We start from the raw sequence: 19,475 nt of genomic DNA on the forward strand, positions 1-19,475 counted from the left end.
TTTGGGAGTTAAATAAGGAATACGCCCTTTTGCTTTGCGTGCATCCAAGCCTGCAAGCCCCAATTCAAGGTATTGAGTCACCCAGTTATTGACGCTGGTACGGCTTATCTTCAATTGATTAGCGACCTGTGTACGGTTTTTACATTCAAGGAACTGAGCAATAGCGAGCAAACGCATGCGCTTACGCCCATTTTTCTAGGCGCGAGAAAGCTTAAGGATGTCTTCAGCAGTATGATTCATAAGACTCAGAGTGTGATGATTTGGTGAGTACAATTAGAGCAGAAAACAAGATGGAATGGTATTATAAAATTTAAGAGATAAAACCGTGCTTTTATGTGGTTAAAAGCATTTCATTAGCTGTTGCTGCACGAGGTATGGCTTAAGTTGTGGCTAGTTGTTGGAAAAAGCATCAGTTAAGTCGCATTAGCGTGTTTTTGCAGTCGTAAATATTGTTTGCTGCATGGTTAATTCACTATTCTAAACAATAAAAAACCCACTAAAAAGTGGGCTTTTGATAAGAAAGGATTGATTACATTTTTGGCATGACAACAGTGTCTAACACGTGGATCACGCCATTGCTTGTTTTAATGTCTGTAGCAATCACTTGCGCGCCGTTGACATAAACTTTGCCATCTTTTACTTCAATGGCTAAATCTTGACCTTGTACAGTCGTTGCTTTAGTCAGTTTTACAACATCAGCAGCCATCACTTTGCCAGCGACTACGTGGTAAGTTAAAACGCTGGTAAGCGCTTCTTTATTTGCGACTAACGCATTTAAATCTGCAGCTGGGATTTTGGCAAATGCGGCATCATTTGGTGCGAAAACAGTAAATGGGCCTTCACTTTTTAACGTATCTACAAGGTCAGCCGCTTTTACTGCGGTGACTAAGGTGGTGAAATTGCCAGCAGCAACGGCAGTATCTACGATATCTGCTTTCATGCCATGGTTGTGCGCTTGTGCGACAAAAAATAATGATGTTGCTAATAATGAACCGGTGATCATACGTGAGAGTTTCATAATTTTTCCTTTTAGCTTTAGGTTAGACATAAAAGTCGCATTAGAAACGCTGTAGATCGTTGCAAGGATCAGATTTATATTTTTTAATTTTGGTGAAACCAGATGTTAACTAATGACGTAGCTGGCAGCATTAATGCAAACATAACTGAGATTATGCCCTTTTTTTGCTGCAATTTTGCTTTAAATATCGCCAAAGTGAGTCTTGTGCAACGTGTTTTATGAATTGATCCATTTGCTATGTCGGTACGAGTTGACTAGTAATTGCCAGTTAAATAGTTGCATACTATTGTCGAATGATCACCAATATGGCTATAACAATGTTTATGCAAGTTTGTCGCGCAGCAAGAACTTTATGGGTTGTTTTGATGTTACAAATCGTGGGATGTAGTCAAGTCAGCACATACCCGCTGGATCCGCTGCAACAGCAACGTTTGGCACAAGCCAATTTGCAATATAAAAGTTTAATTGCGGATATAGAACAAGGCCCTGATCCCGCTAGATTAGCCACGTTACGTAAGCATTATATAAGTACTTCGTTTTACCAGCCTCATACCATGACGGAACGCGTTTTATCGACAGCAATGTTTGATGCTATCAAACAGCAGCAATGGCAAGACTGCTTGTTACAAAGTGACAAAATTTTAAAAACAAACTATATCAGCCTCAATGGTCATTACGGTGCCATGCTTTGTCATTTGGAAAGTCAGCAGCAAACACAGGGTGAATATCATCAAGAGGTGTTAGACAGCTTAATGGCGGCTATCTGGCAAAGTGGCGATGGTAAAAGTACTGCTTCAGCTTTTCAAGCTACCAGTACAACTGAGCTGTATACTTTTATCCAAATGCATGGTTTTGATATTCAAGCACAAGCGCTGCTTTGGCAGGATGACACGCCTTATGACGTTATGACAATTGTGAATCCAAGAGATGGTACTGAGTTTGTTTGGTATTTTGATATCAGTGCACAAATGTTGCGTAGCAAGTCAACGGCAGGGCTATGATGCAAGATCGTAATCTACGTAACTTTTATATCCCCGAAGAGCAGTCTATTTACCTGTTAAATGCCAATGATGCGAAAAAGCTGAAAGACTGGGTGGCGCTTTGTATTGATGAGTTAGAGAAACTGGGATACCAACAAATTAGTTTACTGGGTAAGGGCGCTTATGGCTTTGCCTTTGCGGGTTTTGGTATTGATGAGCATCCTTATGTTTTTAAATTCTCACGGATCAATCTGCCGCAGCATATTCAAGAACGTTTAGCGGATGAAGCCTTTATGCTATCGCAGGTCGATCATCCTGCAGTGCCACCTTTTGTCACTTATCAGGTAATTAAAAAGCAGGGGATCTTAATGATGGGGCGGGCTCCCGGCATCGATCTGGAGCAATATAGCTTATTACATGGGCGCTTACCGGTAAAACTCATCATTTCTATTGCCGGACAGTTAGCCGATTTACTCTGGCATTTACGACGTAATCAAAAAGACGGTGAAGCCTTACCAATTGTCCATGGCGATGTTAAACCGTCTAATTTGGTGTTTGATGAAGAAAGCGGCCTCGTAAGCTTAATTGATTGGGGATCATCCGTTTTTGCACAACTTGATCATGAAGGACATTACTTATCCAATAATGTCATGCAACTGATGTCGGCAGACTTACAGAATTCGAATGCTAGAATGGGAGATGTATATTTTACTGGGCCTGAGCAACGTGCGGGGCAGTTATCTAGCCCGCGTTTTGATGAGCAAGGTGTTGCCAGCACGCTATATGCTTTAGCATCCGGCCAACCTAGCCGTTTTGGTCGTAAAGCGATTCCCGCTAGAAGTCTTGGTTTACCGCTCGAATTTGCCACTATGCTCGATGGTATGTTGTCCGACGATTTAACGTTGCGCGAACAAGCAGGGGACTATTTTTTGCAGCATATGGCCCGGTTGCAGCGCTTAGTGTTACCAGAGCTGCCATTATTTAATGATGATCCTTTGTTACCGGTGTGGGTAAGCGATCAACAGCGTGAATTAGACACAGTGGTTTACTCTTCACGTAAATCGTTTTTGCGGGAGCACAATGAAGATAAGGACATTGGCTATGTCGATGATGTGCAACTCGAGCGATATTATAAAAATTATTTAGAAGGTATGGGCGAGACAGAAAAAGCCTTTATAGCGGCAGTCAGCCGTTTAGCCCGTTATCCGGTGGTAGGCGGTATTGCGATCCATTGGCAAGCTAATGGGGTTTATATCGATTGTAGCTTAAACTTGTACAATGATAAGTTGGCGCGAGCCTTTGCATTAGCTGTTAATAATGTGGTGACTTTAGCGCGCGCAATCAGCAAAGTCGGTATCTTCAAAGCGTGTTTATTCAATGCCCGCAACACCATTCATATTAGTCGTGAGTCGACACAGCAGCCTTTTATTCCGGCGGAGGATAGCGTCATTCCTTATCAATTAGCCCCGGTGATCAGTTTAGAAGAGGCCAGCAAGCAACATTCTTACTTTGAAGATGGTAAAGATCCGGATGAGCAATTGGTGTTGCCTGATGCGATTATGGATGATATTGCTCGGCTTAACTTAATTCGACATACCGGTTGTATTATCTTTGAGGTGGCGCCACTTTATATGAAAGTGCATAGCTATTACCGCTTACTCGATCCTACCGCTGAACGCGAGTTTAATGCCTTACTGCAAAGTATTTTAAGTAAAGTTGCTTTAATTAGTGGTGAAGGCGTCGGTGGCTTTATGAAGTTGCCTTACAAAGATACGCGACGCTTTAGCCATCAACCACAAGCGCCACAATGCTTGTATCCGGCAAATCCATATAGTTTTGTCGTTTAATACGGCAAGGCTGTTGAAATAAGCAGCAAACCAAGCTTTCTGCGCTGAATGTCGCGCTCTGGCTGCGTGGTTTAAGCTAAAAAAGGTTTAAATTAACGCTTAAAACAAGTAATGTATGGCCTTTAGTGTAACCTGAATTTGATAAGAAGTATGTCGAGCGAGAAAAGCGCCAATTACCGTTTATTGCTAGAGCAAGCACGTGGCTTGTTAGAGCACGAATCTGATCTGATCGCCAATATGGCTAATCTCAGTGCCTTGTTGTTTAATGGCTTACCCGATCTCAATTGGGCAGGCTTTTATATTATGCGCGAAGGTGAATTAGTTTTAGGCCCGTTTCAAGGGCAAGTGGCTTGTGTGCGCATTGCCGTGGGTAAAGGTGTTTGTGGAACCTGTGTGGCCACAGGCGCTATTCAACGGGTGGCAGATGTCCACGAGTTCCCGGGTCATATCGCTTGTGATGCTGCCAGTAATTCAGAAATTGTCTTACCCGTGCGGCACAACGGTAGCGTGATTGCGGTACTCGATATTGATAGCCCTTTACTAAACCGCTTTGATGACATTGATGAAGATTATCTGGGTCAGTTAGTCGACATTTTTGAACAACGTTTGGCTCAGGTTTAATGAAAGATTTATTATCTGTGCAGGATTATTTACTGCAAGTTGATGAAGTCGGTGACTGGGATGGCGAAGAAGAGCTAGTAGCAGATAAGTTTAATGCTATTGCTCACGCTGTCTGGGATGCTTTACCCGACACCCTAACATCAGTAGAAATAGCGTTTTTGATGCCGCAATTGTGGGAACAATTGCGCGGAGACACTATTTTATTGGATGTAGATCAAGACGAGTTGGTTGGTTGGGCGCTATCTTTTGTCCAACAACAAATAGATGAAGGCATAGCAGAACTGCTTGCTGAACAAGATGATGAAGAAGAGTGAATCCTGAATGACAAATCCCCCTGCTGAGCTAGTTGAAGCAACAGACCTACCTACTGCCGAACATGCAAAACTGGCCAATGTGAAAGATGTACTGGCGTATTTAGTCAGTGAATTCCCATTGTGTTTCGCTGCTGATCAACAAGTTAAACCTCTGAAAGTAGGTATTTTTCAGGATTTAGCTGCACGGCTTGCTGCAGATAGCCCAGTGAGTAAAACCCAAATACGTCAAGCGTTAAGAGTTTATACCTTAAGCTGGCGTTACCTTGAATCTGTAAAAGAAGGCGTTAGTCGCGTTGACCTTGACGGTCAAGCTGCAGAGCAAATTGATGCACAACAAGCTGAGCATGCCGCAAAATTATTAGCTGAAAGTAAACAAAAAGCCGCTGAGAAGCGTAAAGCTAAAATGCAAGAGCAACGTGCTAAGCAAAACGTCGCCAAACCTGTTGCTGCCGGTGTTGATAAAAAAAGACCGAACAAAACGGCAGATCGCGCCTCTAAGGCTCAGAAGGTGCCAGCAAAAGCGACACCTGTAAAAGCCACAATTGACGTTGCGCCCGTTGCCGTCACGTTAACAACCGTTGAACCGACGCAGTTAGCGACAGGTGATAAAGTGCTTGTTAAATTAGGCTCGTCACCGATGCCCGCCACGATCACTGAAGTGAATTTACCGGATGTAACGGTGCAACTTGGTTCTGGCATGATCATCAAAACACGTCAGGATAGCTTGTACAAAGCTTGACGAATATAGAGAGTGTTATGAAGAAATTATCCCTGATAGCGGTTGGTTTATTTTTAGCTTTAGGCGTAACAGCAACAACACCTGAGCCACTCGACAGTAGTGCGCTACCGGTTATTAGCCAATCAGCTCAACATGCCACAGCCAGTAAGCGCATTGCAGCAACATTCACGCGTTCGCATTATTTGCCTGTGCAATTAGATGATGCGTTGTCGGGACGAATTTTTGATCTCTATTTAAAAAACCTCGATTATTATCGAAATCACCTGATGGCGACCGATATTGCTCAGTTTGAGCAATATCGTAATCAATTTGATGATGGCATTAATCGTGGCAATTTAACGTTTGCTTTTGACATGTTTAATTTGGCGCAGCAGCGCCGTTTTGAACGCTTTGACTTTGCGTTAGCGCAGTTAGCGCAAGATTACGATTTTGCTGCCAACGATGAGTACGTTTACGATCGTGAAGACGCCGCTTGGCCAGCCGATTTAAATGAATTGAACGAGTTATGGCGGCAACGCGTCAAGTTTGATTTGTTAAATCTTAAACTCACCGGTAAGACCGTTGAAGAAGCGAAAGAGATCCTCACTAAGCGTTATAAAAACACGCAAAAACGCCTAGTTCAAACACAAAGCGAAGATGTGTTTCAAATTGTGATGAACTCTTTTGCCCGAGCTGTAGAAGCCCACACCTCATATTTATCACCTCGCAATGCTGAACGTTTTCAACAAGAAATGAACTTACAGCTAGAAGGTATTGGTGCGGTATTAAGAGCAGACGAGGATTACACCGTTATTCAAAGCTTAGTTCCCGGTGGTCCTGCTGACTTAACACAGAAAATTAAGCCAAAGGATCGTATTGTCGGTGTCGCACAGGAAGCGAAAGACTTTGTTGATGTCGTAGGCTGGCGGTTAGATGATGTGGTCGATCTGATCAAAGGGCCCAAAGGCAGTAAAGTACGTTTACAAGTATTGGGCGGCAGCGAAGCGAATAGCCAAACACAAGTAATTGAGATTGTTCGTGATAAAATTCGTTTAGAAGATCGAGCAGCCAAATTTGAAATATTGACCCCTAAATTAAGCGAGTTACAAAGCAAAATTGGTGTCATTAATATTCCTGGTTTTTACAACAATTTATCAGAAGATGTGAAAAAACTGCTGGTAGAAGCCAATGAGCAAAAAGTGGATGCGCTTATTATCGATTTACGTGGTAATGGCGGTGGTTCTTTACAAGAAGCGACATTATTAACCGGTTTATTTATTGATCGTGGCCCAGTGGTGCAAATCCGTTATGGTGATGGCAAAATTGGCTTAAATGGGGACAGCGATGGCGTATCTTATTACGACGGCGCCTTAACTGTTATGGTCGATCGTTATAGCGCTTCTGCTTCAGAAATTTTTGCCGCGGCGTTACAAGATTATGGTCGAGCTCTCATTATAGGTGAACAAACCTTTGGTAAAGGTACGGTGCAGCAGCATCGTGGTATTGGTCGCATCTACGATATGTTTGAGCAACAACTAGGTAGCGTGCAATACACTATGGCCAAGTTTTATCGGATTAATGGCGGCAGTACGCAACATAAAGGTGTGATCCCTGACATTACCTTCCCATCGCCGATAGATCCTGCGGAGTGGGGCGAAAGCAAAGAAGAATATGCCTTACCTTGGGATGCTATTGCGCCTGCGCAATATCAAGCGTCTACGGGTATTCAGCAACAAGTGCCGATTTTGCAGCAAAAACATCAACAGCGCTTAGCCAAAGAAACGGAGTTTCAGTATTTGCTCACCGATATTGCCGAGTATCAGCAGCAAAAAGATGAGAAAAGTGTCTCGTTGAACAAAGCAGAGCGTATCGCCAAACGCGAAGCGGATGAAGCACGTGCGCTAGCACGTACTAATGAACGGTTAAAACGTTTAGCGTTACCGGCGGTCACCTCAGTAGATGATGCCCCAGAGTTATTATCTAAACTGGATCCTTTTTTAGAAGAGGCGGCGCATATTACTGTCGATTGGTTACAATTAAATCAAGTCGCTAAAAAATAAAACATGATTTAGCCAAAGGCGGTTTTTACCGCCTTTCTTTTATGTTACAAAAAAGACACCATAATAATTATAAAAGGGCCTTATAACGATGGCAGCGCCAAAATCCCCCAGTATGTTAGATGCGTTAATACCCATGGTGGTATTAATTACGTTACTTGGTTGTTCGGTTTACCTGTTTAAAGATGATTCCTCATACGGGCCCAATCAAATTGCGTTATTCATTGCCGCAGCAGTAGCGTCCTTAATTGGTTTGAAAAACGGTTACCATTGGCAAAGCATCGAACAAGCGATCGTTAAAGGCATCTCGGTGTCCTTAGCCGCGGTGTTGATCTTATTGGCGGTAGGCGCGTTAATTGGTACTTGGTTATTATCGGGCACGGTTCCCACTTTAATCTATTATGGTTTGCAGCTTTTAAATCCTTCTTGGTTTTATGCCGCCAGTTGCCTGCTGTGTGCCATCGTTGCCATGAGTATTGGCAGCAGTTGGACAACGGCCGCTACCATTGGTGTAGCCTTAATTGGTGTGGCGAGTGGGTTAGGGTTGTCACCCGCTATTGCGGCTGGTGCTATTGTGTCAGGTGCCTATTTTGGCGATAAAATTTCGCCATTAAGTGAAACCACTAACCTTGCTCCAGCGGTGGCTGGTGCCGATCTTTTCGAGCATATTCGGCATATGTTGTGGACGACTATTCCGAGTATTATTCTGGCGCTGTTCGGCTTTGTGATTATTGGTTTTAACAGCGATGTTTCTGCTGATTTCCAGCATATCACTGACATTAGCAACATCTTACAGCAACAATTTAATATCAGTTTATGGTCATTAGTGCCGTTATTTGTGCTGTTGGCCATGGCTATCAAAAAAGTCCCCGCATTTCCTACCGTCTTCATTGGTGCCTTGTTGGGCGGTGTGTGGGCGGTATTATTTCAAGATGATCTTCTTAGCCGTTTAGCATCGGATGATTTACCGCGCGCCGTGGCTGTTTTTAAAATCATTTGGCAAACCTTATTCGCCGGCTTCTCTATCTCTACCGGTAACGAAAGTATGGATGACTTACTCAGTGGCGGCGGTATGGCCAGTATGCTCAATACCATTTGGTTAATTTTTAGTGCTATGGTGTTTGGCGCGGTGGTTGAACACATCGGTTTGCTACGCAAATTTGTTGAAGCTATCTTAAAGTTAGCCCGCAGCAGTGGTTCATTGATTGTCAGTACCATGGGCACCTGTTTGGCGACCAATATTTTAACGGCAGATCAATATATTTCGATTGTGATGCCAGGGCGGATGTTTAAAGAAGAATATCAACGGCGTAATTTGGCCCCCGTAAATTTATCTCGAGCGCTTGAAGATGGCGGCACCATCACCAGCCCCTTGATCCCATGGAACACCTGCGGTGCTTATATGCACGGTGTATTAAATGTGAACCCACTGGATTACTTTATTTATGCGTTCTTTAATTTAATTAACCCAATATTGGCCGTGATTTATGCGTACATGGGCATAAAAATCCTAAAACTGACGCCTCCTAAGTCAGTAGCTGAACGCGTATTGGCAAATTAAATTCTTTAGTTTTACTATCTTCGCTGATGCTTAAACGCCTGAAGCTGATGATCTTAATGCTAACGTCTAGTCATGGCGATAAAGGCTTTGTTTTACTTACACCCTAATCTAGCCTCAGGCTGGTTTGTGGTGTTAAGTAGCATTTCTATGAAATAAAGCGCAAAGCCGCCCGACTGAGTTAGCCGCATGAGATCTTGTTTAGGCTTTTTGTTATTGAACAGCGGCTTCAACACAGGATTTTTTTATGAACGACACTTTACATCGTCAACCTAAACGGCTTGCTGATTATCAACCTCCTTGTTTTACTATTCGTACCATTGATTTAACCTTTGAACTGGCTGCCACGGCAACCCGTGTGAAGTCTATATTGCGTTTTAAGCGTAATACGCCTGGTAACATGGTGTTGGATGGGCAACAATTAATTTTAGAGAGCATCACGTTAAACGGTGAAGCTTTAACTGCTGCCCAGTATCAACTTACCGCCGATAGCTTAACGTTAAGCAATGTCCCTGATCAGGGTGAGTTAGAAATTGTTACGCTAATTAACCCAGAGCAAAATACCGCTTTAGAGGGCTTATACTTAGCCGATGGTGTGTATTGCACGCAGTGCGAAGCAGAAGGTTTTCGGCGTATTACTTATTATCCCGATCGCCCTGATGTCCTAGCGATATTTAGCACCACCATCATCACCGATAATCAGGCATTGCCGTTTTTATTATCCAATGGCAATAAAATCAGTGAGCAAACCTTATCTGATGGTCGTCGTATTGTGCGTTGGGAAGATCCCTTTCCCAAACCCGCTTATTTATTTGCTTTAGTCGCGGGAGATTTTGATTGTCTTAGCGATAACTTTGTTACCGCTTCAGGGCGCTCAGTGCTGCTCGAGTGTTATGTGCAGAAGGGCGACTTACCACGAACTGAATTTGCTATGGCTTCACTAAAGCGCGCGATGCGCTGGGATGAAACACGCTTTGGTTTGGAATATGATTTAGATCGCTACATGGTCGTCGCTGTTGATTTTTTTAATATGGGCGCGATGGAAAATAAAGGCTTAAATGTTTTTAATAGTAAATTTGTTTTAGCGGATGCGCAGTCAGCCACAGATTTAGATTATTTTAATATTGAATCTATTATTGGTCATGAATATTTTCATAACTGGACGGGCAATCGCGTGACCTGCCGTGATTGGTTTCAGTTAAGTTTGAAAGAAGGTTTAACGGTTTTTCGCGATCAAGAATTCAGTGCAGATATGGGCTCACCCACTCTCAATCGTATTGATGCCGTTAAGGTTATGCGTACCGCCCAGTTCGCCGAAGATGCCAGCCCAATGGCGCATCCGATCCGACCTGAGCAAGTGATCGAGATGAACAATTTCTATACGGTAACGGTGTACGACAAAGGCGCCGAAGTGATCCGCATGTTGCAAACCATTTTAGGTAAAGCAGGCTTCAGTGCAGGTTTAAAGCTGTATTTGCAACGCCATGATGGCCAGGCGGTTACCTGCGATGATTTTGTTCAAGCAATGCAAGATGCCAGTGGTATTGATTTAACGCAGTTTCGGCGTTGGTATAATCAGGCCGGCACACCTGAGCTGACGGTAAAACAGCAATTTGATGCAGCAAACCAGCAATTAACGTTAGATATTAGCCAATTTACTCCTGCCAGTGCTGAGCAAACAGAAAAATTGCCTTTACTGATCCCAGTACGGATCGAATTGCTCTATCAAGATGGTACTCCCGCTCGGGCTGAGCTCTTACTACTGACTGAGCAGCAACAGCAATTTCAATTATCCCAGATACCCCAACAACCGTTAGTGGTGTGGTTAGAAGATTTTTCAGCACCGGTAAAATTACATACCAGTTATCAAGCAACCGATTTATTAACGATTGCCAGCAGCGCCAGTAATGGTTTAGCGCGTTGGGATGCGATGCAACAATATTGGTCGTTATTAATTGCTGAAGCGATAAAACAGCAGCAAACACCCGTGTTATCAGCTGACTTAATCGCGGTATTTCGTGGCTGGTTGCAACAGCCGTTAGCCGATCTGGCTTTAACGGCGGAGCTATTAACCTTGCCTGATTTTGATACTTTAGCAGGGCAATATCATGAGATCCCGGTAACGGCATTATTGCAAAGTCTTACCTTGCTGCAGCAGCAGATAGCGATAAGTTTACAGGCTGACTTTGCTGCTTGTTATCAGCAAATCACTCGCGAGCCTTATCAATACAGTGAACAGGCTGTAGCAAAGCGTGCCTTGAAGCGGCGCTGTTTAGGTTATTTAGCCCTGACTGCAGAGGGGGAAAACTGGGTGGCGCAGCATTATCAGCAGGCTGATAATATGACCGATCGTTTAGCTGCGTTGCAATCGGCGCAGGCGGCCGCCTTGCCAAGCGCAGCGCAGTTGTTAGAGCAATTTGCACAACAGTATCATGCCAATGTCCAAGTTATGGATAAATATAGTAATTTGGTTGCCGTTACGCTAGGTGATGATGTTTTTAGTAAGATGCAGCAAGTTACCGAGCGCAGTTGGTTTAGTTGGAAAAACCCAAATCGCATCCGCGCATTATACAGTGCCTTTTCACAGCGTAATCCACAACAATTCCATCGGGCAGATGGCAAGGGGTATCAGTTATTAGCCGATGTTGTCAGTAAATTAGATCCGGTCAATCCACAATTAGCCGCGCGTTTACTGACGCCATTATTGTCTTGGCGACGTTATGATAAAGCACGTCAGCAGCAATTAATTGCCATGCTCTCGGCATTGTTGGCCCAGCCTGGCTTATCGGATGATGTCTTTGAAAAGGTCAGCAAAAGCTTGCCATGAATCGTCAGTACCTGTTCTCCGGTTTTGTTTCAACTGAGAAATGTCAGCAGTTTTACCGCGGTGAAATACGCTATGTTATTGTCACTGCGGACAGTGGCGAACGTATCCAATTGGCTTTTAAGCACTTTAAACCCTTTATTAGTCAATTGGGGATCCGAGGGCGATTTCGATTAACCTTGACCAACAACGGAGATTTCTTCAGCTTAGAGAAAATTAATTAGAGTAATAACTTCAAACGATAGCTTGCTAAATATTCTTAATTTGCTTTAGGTTATTTCTATTTTAATCAATGCCTTAGCTGTTACTGCCTCTGGTCTGTCCTGATGGGTCAAACTGTGGTCTGACCAAATCAGCTGCGGTATTAGCTAAAAAACGAAAAAATGAATGTAAATCAATAGATTTACGCTGTGGCAAGCCTTGCTAACGCCCAAAAATGATGTAATTATTTTAGTGAAAGAGTCTGCTTGTGCTTCGGCAAAAGAAACAGATCATAACTAAAAGAACAGACCATAACCTGTTAGACAGGGGGGAGACAACAACATGTTAAAAAGTCCCAACCGCTTTGCAAAAAGCCCATTAGCCGCTGGCGTTACTGCTGCGCTGCTCATGCTTGCCTATGCACCCGCACAGGCAGCATCCTTTAGCTTAGGCGATGTTGATATCGTTTTCGATTCAACTTTCTCTTACGGTGCCAGCTGGCGTACTGAAGAACGCAACTGGGATACCATTGCGAAAGTAAACCATCCACGTTTTGATTGGACAGGCTACAACGCGGCCACTAACGTGATTTACCCCTCTGCTGATATCTGGGCTCAACCGGGTGCTTATTCAAGCAACGGTGATGCGGGTAATTTGAATTTCGATCGTGGTGATATGTTCAGTAGCTTATTTAAAGGCTTACACGAAGTTTCCATCACTAAAGATAACATCGGCTTTTTTGGCCGGTTTATGTATTTTTACGATACTGCACTGAACAACGGTAACTTTGCTTATAGCAATCCGTTAAGTGGTGCTAGTGTCGATCCATGTGCTGACGATCGCTCAAGCGAATTAGCCTGTAAAGATATTCGCTTATTAGATGCGTACATCTATGGCAACTTTTCTTTTAATGACGGTATGACGCCGGTGACGGTGCGTTTAGGTAATCAAGTACTGAGCTGGGGTGAAAGTACTTTCATTCCACACGGTATTAACATTACACCCGTTGACGTAGGTATTTTACGTGCACCGGGCGCCGATTTAAAAGAAGCCTTTATTCCAACGGGTATGTTTACCGTATCGGTAGGTTTAACTGAAAACCTGTCGACCGAAATGTTTTACCAATACGATTGGCAAGAAAGTTATTTACCGCCTCCAGGCACTTACTTTTCTACTAACGACTTTGCCGGTCGTGGTGGTTATGCACAAAACATCCAGTTAGGTTTCTCCGGTAACCCTGATATCGATCTGGCGTTCTTGCTACAAAACTTAAATGGTTTAGGTGCGGCGGTGGCCGCGGGTCAAGTTAGTGCAGCGCAAGCGGCGCAATTATACTTAGCCTATCCAACAAAAGTGGCATTACGTCCAGCCGGTTCTGCAGGAGAGCAAACGCCTGAGAATGGTGGTCAGTACGGTATTAAATTTGAGTATTTCGCACCAAGTTTAGGTGATACCGAATTTGCACTGTATTACATGAACTACCATAGTCGGGTACCTGTTATTTCTGGGGTGGCTTCTAACTTTAGTTCGGCGGCTATTCAATCTGATATTGGCTACCTGGTACAAAATGCCGGTACCTTAGATGCCAGCAATGTACAAAATCTACAAGCGTTCTCAAAAGGTATTTTAGAATACCCTGAAGATATCAAATTGTATGGTTTTAGTTTTAACACCAACTTAGGCACCACCTCTGTAGCGGGTGAAGTTTCTTACCGTCAAGATGATCCATTACAAATTGACGACGTGGAAATTTTATACGCGGGTATGCCAGAGCAGTTAGCCAATGCAGGTTTACGTCCAGATTTAGCGGGTATTTCTCAGTTAGGTCGTGACATTGGCGTAAAAGCCACACCGGGTAACTATGCGCAAGGTTATATCCTGCGTGATACCGTACAAGCTCAAATGACTTTTACTCACTTGTTTGGCCCAATGTTAGGTGCTGATAACTTTACGATGTTGGCGGAAGTCGGTGGTGTCAGAATTAACAATATGCCAAGCCAAGACGTATTGCGTTTAAACGGCCCGAGCACCGATCGTAGCGGTGGCCCGTTAATTGGTGCCAATGGCGTGTCAGATGGTTTGCATACTGGCTTATCAAATGGTGCTGAAACGAACCCGTTCCCAACTGCATCAGCCTGGGGTTACCGGATCTTAGCGAAAGCCGATTACAATAACGTGTTTGCTGGGGTGAACTTATCACAACGTTTAGTGTTATCACATGACGTGAATGGTATTACACCTGATCCACTGTTTATGTTTGTAGAAGATCGTAAGTCGGCATCTTATGCCTTGTCTTTCGATTATTTGAGTAAATGGTCTGGTGAACTCAGTTACAACTGGTTCTGGGATGGTGTTGGCACGACAAACAACATTGCAGATCGCGATTTTATTTCATTCAACATTAAATACTCTATTTAAGGGACGAGCACGAATTATGAAAAAACTCACCCTGTTAGCTTCAGCTGTAGCGTTAGTGTTCAGCTGTAATGCACTGGCTAAATTACCGGCTGATCAAGTTGCCCGTTTAGGTCAAGATCTCACGCCTATTGGCGCAGAACGCGCGGGCAATGCCGATGGTTCTATTCCGGAATGGACTGGCGGTATTAAATCTGCTCCGGCGGGTTTTACCCCGGGTAATCACCATCCTAACCCGTTTGCTGATGACAAAGTGTTATTCACTATCAGCAAAGCGAATCTTGAGCAATATCGTCAGTTTTTAAGTCCTGGCCAAATTGCTTTATTTGATTTGTATCCTGATACGTTCAAAATGAACATCTACCCAACACGGCGTAGTGCGTCTTTTCCACAGTACTTTTATGATGCGACTAAGCAAATTGCTGGCAGTGCTGAGTTAGTGCAGGGTGGTAATGGTTTACGCAATGCGGCTATTGGTATCCCGTTTCCAGTGCCATCTAATGGTGTTGAGGCGGTTTGGAACCACATTGTACGTTACCGTGGTGTAGCCGCTTCACGTAATGGTGGCCAAGCTGCGCCAACGTCAAATGGTGCTTACACGATCATTGGTTTTGATGAAGAAATCATGTTCAAGTATTCGCACCCTGATGCGACGCCGGCTGCATTAGAAGCGGAAAACATCCTGTTCCGCTTTAAACAAAGCGTAAACTCACCTGCGCGTTTAGCGGGTACGGCTTTGTTAGTGCATGAAACCATGGACCAGGTGGCGACACCGCGTCAAGCATGGACTTACAACACCGGTCAGCGTCGTGTTCGTCGCGCACCAAACGTGGCTTATGATGCACCAGGTACCGCGTCAGATGGTCTGCGTACCACGGACGATTTCGATATGTTCAACGGTTCTCCAGATCGCTATGAGTGGACGTTAAAAGGCAAACAAGAAATGTTTATTGCCTACAACGATTACAAACTGCATAGCAACACCCTTAAATATGACGATATTTTACAAGCCGGTCATATTAATCCAGAACATGTGCGTTATGAAAAGCACCGTGTTTGGGTGGTTGAAGCAACCTTAAAAGAAGGTACCCGTCATGTTTATGGTAAGCGTGTGTTCTTTATTGATGAAGACAGCTGGCAGATCCATGTAGCGGATTTATATGACAACCGTGGTGATTTGTATCGCGTTGCTGTTGCTCATGGCTTGAACTACTACGAAGTGCCAACGCATTGGAGTACTTTAGAGGTTTATCACGATTTGAACTCTCGTCGTTATATCGCTATCGGTTTAGATAACGAAGACAAGATGTATGACTTCTCGGTAACCCTGTCTGATAACGACTTCACACCGGCTTCGCTGCGTCGTGAAGGTACTCGATAACACTTAGTTTGAAACAAGGCTGGCTCGTAGCCAGCCTTTTTTTTAACAAGACCAGTGTCATTCACTGCTATATTTTAATTAACTGACGCGCTAAGCAGAGTGAACTCAGCTCATGTATAACAAGATTTTTGCCGGATGTCTGGCCGCGATGTTCCTGGTTCAGGGTGCTGATGCACACGCCAGCGATGCAGACGAAAACACCGAAATGTCGCCTAAAGCGGCTTATATGATGCCGTTGGCAAGCCAATCGCTCTTAACGGACGTGGTTAAGGTCGGGCAGCAAGGTTTTGCTGCTGTGGGTCAACGCGGCCACATATTGCTGAGCAATGATGCCAAAAACTGGCAACAAGCTACTGTGCCTGTTCAATCATTACTTACCTCGGTCTATTTTACAGACGAGCAGTATGGCTGGGCGGTTGGGCACGACGCGACCATTTTACACACTCAAGATGGTGGCAAAAGCTGGCAACTGCAGCAATTCCTGCCGGAGCAGGATAAGCCATTGATGGATGTTTATTTTTTCAATCGACAACAAGGCTTGGCCATTGGCGCATACGGTCTGTTTTTTACGACGTCTGATGGTGGCGTGTCTTGGCAACCGACCTTCCACAAAACTTTAGTTTCAGTAGACGATGCTGAATATTTAGCCGATTTAGAAGAAACCGATCCTGAAATGTATTTATTGGAACGTGAATCGGTATTGCCGCATTTTAATCGGTTAATTGTCAACGATCAGCAAATCATCATGGTGGGCGAAGCCGGTTTTATGGCCAAAAGTGACGATGCGGGCACCAGTTGGCAGCGTTTAGAAGAATTTTACAATGGCTCCTTGTTTGCAGTGCATCGCACTGAACAGGGCAGCATCATTACTGCGGGTTTACGCGGTCACGTTTTTTTAAGTGAGGATGATGGCGACAGTTGGCAGCAAATTGATTTGCCGGTGTATGCTACCCTCAACAGTCTTTTTGCTGACTCAGTAGGTCGACTGTTTATCACTGGTAATGCTGGCGCATTGCTGCGAAGCGAAGATAACGGTCAAAGTTTTCAAGATATGTCACAAGCCGATGGTCGCGCTATTTTAAATGGTGTCGCCCTAGGTGAGCAGTTGTTACTGGTCACTGAGGTAGGCATTAAATTAACACCATTAAGTAAGTCTGAATAATATGAGTATGAATTGGCTGGTAAATAAAATTGAAATTGGCTTGTTTCGGCATCGGTTGATCGTGATAGTGCTTTTTGCACTCACCACGATATTGCTGTTGTTTAAAGCAACAGACATTAAATTGGATGCCGCTTTTAGTAAGAACATCCCCTTAAAGCATGAATACATGCAAACCTATCTGAAGCATGAAGCGGATTTTGGTGGTGCAAATAACATTCTGATCGCCATGTGCGATGCCAGTGGTGATATTTTCAATGCCAATTTTTTTGATAGCTTTCGCCGTGCCCACGATGATGTGGTGTATACACCCGGTATTGAGCGGGTATTAGTTAAATCTCTGTTCAGTCCCAGTACGCGTTTTATTGAAGTGGTAGAAGATGGTTTTGCTGGTGGCCCAGTGATCCCGGCTAATTTTACGGCCGACGCGCGCGGTCTTGCCAAAGTAAAAGAAAATACCGAAAAAGCCGGTGTGGTTGGCCGGATGGTTGCTGACGATTACAGCTGTGCCATGATCACCGCTTCGTTATTAGAGCTGGATCCAGAAACCAACTTACCCGTCGATACCATTGCTTTTGCTTCGACGTTAGAAAACGACATTCGTGCAAAATATCAATCTGAACAAATCAGCGTGCATATCATTGGTTTTGCCAAAATGGTGGGCGATGTTGCAGAGGGCGCTAAAGGGGTAGTGGCATTCTTTGGTATTGCCATTGTAATTACTTCCATCATGGTATTTTTGTTCTCCGGCTCGTTAATGCTAACGGTATTGCCGATTGCTTGTTCATTAATTGCGGTGGTTTGGCAAATTGGTTTATTAACGGTACTGGGTTTTGGTATCGATCCAATGTCGATACTGGTACCGTTTTTAGTGTTTGCCATTGGTGTAAGCCATGGTGTGCAAATGATTAACTCCACCGGTAAACGGGTTGCTAGCGGCATGAATGCAAAAACGGCCGCCCAAGCCAGCTTCCGTAAACTGTTAGTGCCAGGCGGTGTCGCACTGTTATCGGATACGGTGGGTTTCTTAACGCTATTAATTATCGAAATTGGCGTGATCCGCGAGCTGGCAATTACTGCCAGTTTAGGTGTTGCCGTGATCATTCTGACTAACTTGGTGTTGTTACCGGTGTTAATGTCGTTTGTGCGCTTTAGCGACAAGTACAAGCAAAAAGTGGCCGCGCCTAATTTGCGAGCGGAAAAGGTATGGATGGCCTTATCGGCCTTCGCAACTCGGCCTTATGCAACGGTCATTTTACTCGCTACGGCCTTGTTGTTTGCTTATGGCCATTGGCAAAGCCAGCAGTTAAAAATCGGTGATCTGCATGCCGGTGCCCCGGCTCTGCATGAAGACTCTCGTTACAACCAAGATACCTTTATGATCACCGACCGTTTTGCGATTTCGGTGGATTATATCAACGTGATGGTTGAAACCATTCCAAGTGCTTGTACTCACCATGAAATAATGGATCGGATCGATCAATTTCATTGGTTAATGGAAAACGTACCCGGAGTGCAGTCAGCCGTTTCTTTGCCGTCGGTATCAAAAGTGATTAACGCAGCCTACAACGAAGGTAATGCGAAATGGCGAGTTCTACCCCGTAACACACAAAGCTTGGTGCAAGCGTCTTCACGCGTTGAAACCAGCACGGGTTTACTTAACGCCGATTGTTCGGTGATGCCAGTGATGTTGTTTTTAGAAGATCACAAAGCTGAAACCATCGAGCGTGTTGTTGCTGCGGTGAAGCAATACGGTGCAGAATTAGGTGATGAGCAAACGCGGTTTGCTTTAGCGACAGGTCCTTCAGGGGTGATGGCTGCCACCAACGAGGCGGTGAGCGATGCGCAACAACCGATGATGTGGTATGTCTATGCTGCGGTCATCGTGTTGTGTTTACTGAGTTTCCGTTCTGTTCGGGCAACGGCTGCCGTGATTATCCCGCTGTATGTCGTATCGGTGTTAGCGACCGCGTTAATGACGAAACTGGAAATCGGTTTAACCGTATCGACGTTGCCAGTGATTGCGCTGGGTGTGGGTATTGGTGTTGATTACGGCATTTATATCTTATCAACAATGAGCCAGCAGTTGCGTGAAGGTATGCCATTACGCCAAGCTTATTTTGAAGCCTTAAAAGAGCGGGGCAGCGCAGTCTTGTTTACGGGTATCACCTTAGCGATTGGCGTAAGCACCTGGGTGTTTTCAGCACTGAAGTTCCAAGTGGATATGGGGATCCTGTTAACCTTCATGTTTATTGTCAATATGCTCGGCGCTATTGTGGTTTTACCCGCACTGGCGAGCTTCTTTTGGCGCAAAAACTAAGCGATTGCGCTTAAAGCGTTTTGACATATTTATGCAGTGATGCAACGAGAAAATGGCCGTAA

The 19,475-nt window shown here is 44.4% G+C and carries 15 protein-coding genes; 13 read left to right on the plus strand and 2 right to left on the minus strand.

Translation table 11 applies throughout. The features are described 5' to 3' along the window. Window positions 1–177, minus strand: a 177-nt coding sequence (locus LMJ53_RS17135) for a helix-turn-helix domain-containing protein (RefSeq protein WP_420778852.1), incomplete at its 3' end; no start/stop codon positions are given. Between the two features lie 352 nt (window positions 178–529). Further along, entirely contained in the window at window positions 530–1,018 is a 489-nt protein-coding gene (locus LMJ53_RS07850; RefSeq protein WP_226751684.1) for a fasciclin domain-containing protein, read from the minus strand. Between the two features lie 365 nt (window positions 1,019–1,383). Here LMJ53_RS07850 and LMJ53_RS07855 point away from each other — a divergent pair, with 365 nt between their 5' ends. From LMJ53_RS07855 to LMJ53_RS07915, 13 genes are all read left to right on the plus strand, one after another. Beyond that, the gene (locus LMJ53_RS07855) at window positions 1,384–2,019 is read left to right on the plus strand and encodes a DUF4919 domain-containing protein (protein ID WP_229585550.1); all 636 of its coding nucleotides are present in this window, start codon (window positions 1,384–1,386) and stop codon (window positions 2,017–2,019) included. Then, on the plus strand, window positions 2,016–3,845 hold the full coding sequence (locus tag LMJ53_RS07860) for a protein kinase domain-containing protein (protein WP_229585551.1): 1,830 nt from the start codon (window positions 2,016–2,018) through the stop codon (window positions 3,843–3,845). Before LMJ53_RS07855 ends, LMJ53_RS07860 begins: the two co-directional genes overlap by 4 nt. A gap of 150 nt (window positions 3,846–3,995) precedes the next feature. Further along, window positions 3,996–4,466, plus strand: coding sequence for a GAF domain-containing protein (locus LMJ53_RS07865; RefSeq protein WP_229585552.1), 471 nt, complete (start codon window positions 3,996–3,998; stop codon window positions 4,464–4,466). Next, window positions 4,466–4,780 carry a hypothetical protein gene (locus tag LMJ53_RS07870; protein WP_226751680.1) on the plus strand — a complete coding sequence of 105 codons (315 nt, stop codon included), beginning with the start codon at window positions 4,466–4,468 and terminating at the stop codon, window positions 4,778–4,780. Before LMJ53_RS07865 ends, LMJ53_RS07870 begins: the two co-directional genes overlap by 1 nt. A gap of 7 nt (window positions 4,781–4,787) precedes the next feature. Next, on the plus strand, window positions 4,788–5,519 hold the full coding sequence (gene proQ / locus LMJ53_RS07875) for an RNA chaperone ProQ (protein ID WP_229585553.1): 732 nt from the start codon (window positions 4,788–4,790) through the stop codon (window positions 5,517–5,519). A 17-nt stretch (window positions 5,520–5,536) separates the two neighbouring features. Next, the gene (prc, locus tag LMJ53_RS07880) at window positions 5,537–7,558 is read left to right on the plus strand and encodes a carboxy terminal-processing peptidase (RefSeq protein ID WP_229585554.1); all 2,022 of its coding nucleotides are present in this window, start codon (window positions 5,537–5,539) and stop codon (window positions 7,556–7,558) included. An 88-nt stretch (window positions 7,559–7,646) separates the two neighbouring features. Next, entirely contained in the window at window positions 7,647–9,116 is a 1,470-nt protein-coding gene (nhaC, locus tag LMJ53_RS07885; RefSeq protein WP_229585555.1) for a Na+/H+ antiporter NhaC, read from the plus strand. 244 nt (window positions 9,117–9,360) lie between these two features. Continuing rightward, window positions 9,361–11,940, plus strand: coding sequence for an aminopeptidase N (gene pepN / locus LMJ53_RS07890; protein WP_229585556.1), 2,580 nt, complete (start codon window positions 9,361–9,363; stop codon window positions 11,938–11,940). Then, complete coding sequence (locus LMJ53_RS07895) at window positions 11,937–12,161, plus strand: DUF2835 family protein (protein ID WP_229585557.1); 225 nt, start codon at window positions 11,937–11,939, stop codon at window positions 12,159–12,161. The genes pepN and LMJ53_RS07895 overlap by 4 nt, the downstream gene beginning before the upstream one ends. A gap of 319 nt (window positions 12,162–12,480) precedes the next feature. Continuing rightward, complete coding sequence (locus LMJ53_RS07900; RefSeq protein WP_229585558.1) at window positions 12,481–14,556, plus strand: DUF1302 domain-containing protein; 2,076 nt, start codon at window positions 12,481–12,483, stop codon at window positions 14,554–14,556. A 16-nt stretch (window positions 14,557–14,572) separates the two neighbouring features. Continuing rightward, a complete protein-coding gene (locus LMJ53_RS07905; RefSeq protein WP_229585559.1) occupies window positions 14,573–15,934 on the plus strand; it encodes a DUF1329 domain-containing protein in 1,362 nt (453 codons plus the stop codon). 148 nt (window positions 15,935–16,082) lie between these two features. After that, window positions 16,083–17,096: a WD40/YVTN/BNR-like repeat-containing protein gene (locus LMJ53_RS07910; protein WP_229585560.1), complete on the plus strand. Its 1,014-nt coding sequence runs from the start codon at window positions 16,083–16,085 to the stop codon at window positions 17,094–17,096. Window position 17,097: 1 nt separating this feature from the next. Continuing rightward, the gene (locus LMJ53_RS07915; RefSeq protein WP_229585561.1) at window positions 17,098–19,413 is read left to right on the plus strand and encodes an efflux RND transporter permease subunit; all 2,316 of its coding nucleotides are present in this window, start codon (window positions 17,098–17,100) and stop codon (window positions 19,411–19,413) included. The last annotated feature ends 62 nt before the right edge of the window (window positions 19,414–19,475 follow it).

Source organism: Rheinheimera sp. UJ51 (assembly GCF_020819615.1).
Taxonomy (GTDB): Bacteria; Pseudomonadota; Gammaproteobacteria; order Enterobacterales; family Alteromonadaceae; genus Alishewanella; species Alishewanella maricola.

Coding starts and splice junctions, on each gene's coding strand:
- LMJ53_RS07850 (WP_226751684.1), bottom strand. CDS start 1,018: ATGAAACTCTCACGTATGATCACCGGTTCATTATTAGCAACATCATTA.
- LMJ53_RS07855 (WP_229585550.1), top strand. CDS start 1,384: ATGTTACAAATCGTGGGATGTAGTCAAGTCAGCACATACCCGCTGGAT.
- LMJ53_RS07860 (WP_229585551.1), top strand. CDS start 2,016: ATGATGCAAGATCGTAATCTACGTAACTTTTATATCCCCGAAGAGCAG.
- LMJ53_RS07865 (WP_229585552.1), top strand. CDS start 3,996: ATGTCGAGCGAGAAAAGCGCCAATTACCGTTTATTGCTAGAGCAAGCA.
- LMJ53_RS07870 (WP_226751680.1), top strand. CDS start 4,466: ATGAAAGATTTATTATCTGTGCAGGATTATTTACTGCAAGTTGATGAA.
- proQ (WP_229585553.1), top strand. CDS start 4,788: ATGACAAATCCCCCTGCTGAGCTAGTTGAAGCAACAGACCTACCTACT.
- prc (WP_229585554.1), top strand. CDS start 5,537: ATGAAGAAATTATCCCTGATAGCGGTTGGTTTATTTTTAGCTTTAGGC.
- nhaC (WP_229585555.1), top strand. CDS start 7,647: ATGGCAGCGCCAAAATCCCCCAGTATGTTAGATGCGTTAATACCCATG.
- pepN (WP_229585556.1), top strand. CDS start 9,361: ATGAACGACACTTTACATCGTCAACCTAAACGGCTTGCTGATTATCAA.
- LMJ53_RS07895 (WP_229585557.1), top strand. CDS start 11,937: ATGAATCGTCAGTACCTGTTCTCCGGTTTTGTTTCAACTGAGAAATGT.
- LMJ53_RS07900 (WP_229585558.1), top strand. CDS start 12,481: ATGTTAAAAAGTCCCAACCGCTTTGCAAAAAGCCCATTAGCCGCTGGC.
- LMJ53_RS07905 (WP_229585559.1), top strand. CDS start 14,573: ATGAAAAAACTCACCCTGTTAGCTTCAGCTGTAGCGTTAGTGTTCAGC.
- LMJ53_RS07910 (WP_229585560.1), top strand. CDS start 16,083: ATGTTCCTGGTTCAGGGTGCTGATGCACACGCCAGCGATGCAGACGAA.
- LMJ53_RS07915 (WP_229585561.1), top strand. CDS start 17,098: ATGAGTATGAATTGGCTGGTAAATAAAATTGAAATTGGCTTGTTTCGG.